This window comes from Psychromarinibacter sediminicola, from assembly GCF_029168335.1.
Taxonomy (GTDB): domain Bacteria; phylum Pseudomonadota; class Alphaproteobacteria; order Rhodobacterales; family Rhodobacteraceae; genus Psychromarinibacter; species Psychromarinibacter sediminicola.
Genome location: NZ_JARGYC010000260.1, coordinates 1 through 337, shown reverse-complemented (window position 1 = coordinate 337; position 337 = coordinate 1). Strand labels below are relative to the sequence as shown.

Genomic DNA, 337 nt, shown 5'->3' with positions numbered 1-337 from the left:
CTGCTGGGTCACCCGTTGTATAGCGGCCCGGATTAAGCTTTCGGCTCTCGCCCTCGTAGAGATTTGTGGCACAGAACGCCAGCCAACGAAGAACCTGTCCGCGTTCGGGACTACGGATCGGCGGCAGGAGTTCAGAGTCAGGATAATAATCGGCAAGCTGAACGATGATCTCTGAGGTCTCGGTCATGATTTGACCATCAGGAGATATCAATGTCGGTACTTGTTGTCGTGGGTTAATCGCTGAGTAAGCCTCAGACCTTTGTATACCCGTGCGAATATCTATAGTGATGATTTCATGCGGCGCGCCCACCTCGGCGAGGGTGGCACGAACAACGGC

At 54.0% G+C, this 337-nt stretch carries 2 pseudogenes; both read right to left on the bottom strand.

Annotated elements, in window-relative coordinates:
- A pseudogene (locus P1J78_RS25270) lies at positions 1-187 on the bottom strand (hypothetical protein); the annotation flags it as partial.
- A 9-nt stretch (positions 188-196) separates the two neighbouring features.
- A pseudogene (locus P1J78_RS25545) lies at positions 197-310 on the bottom strand (thioredoxin domain-containing protein); the annotation flags it as partial.
- Between the last annotated feature and the right edge of the window lie 27 nt (positions 311-337).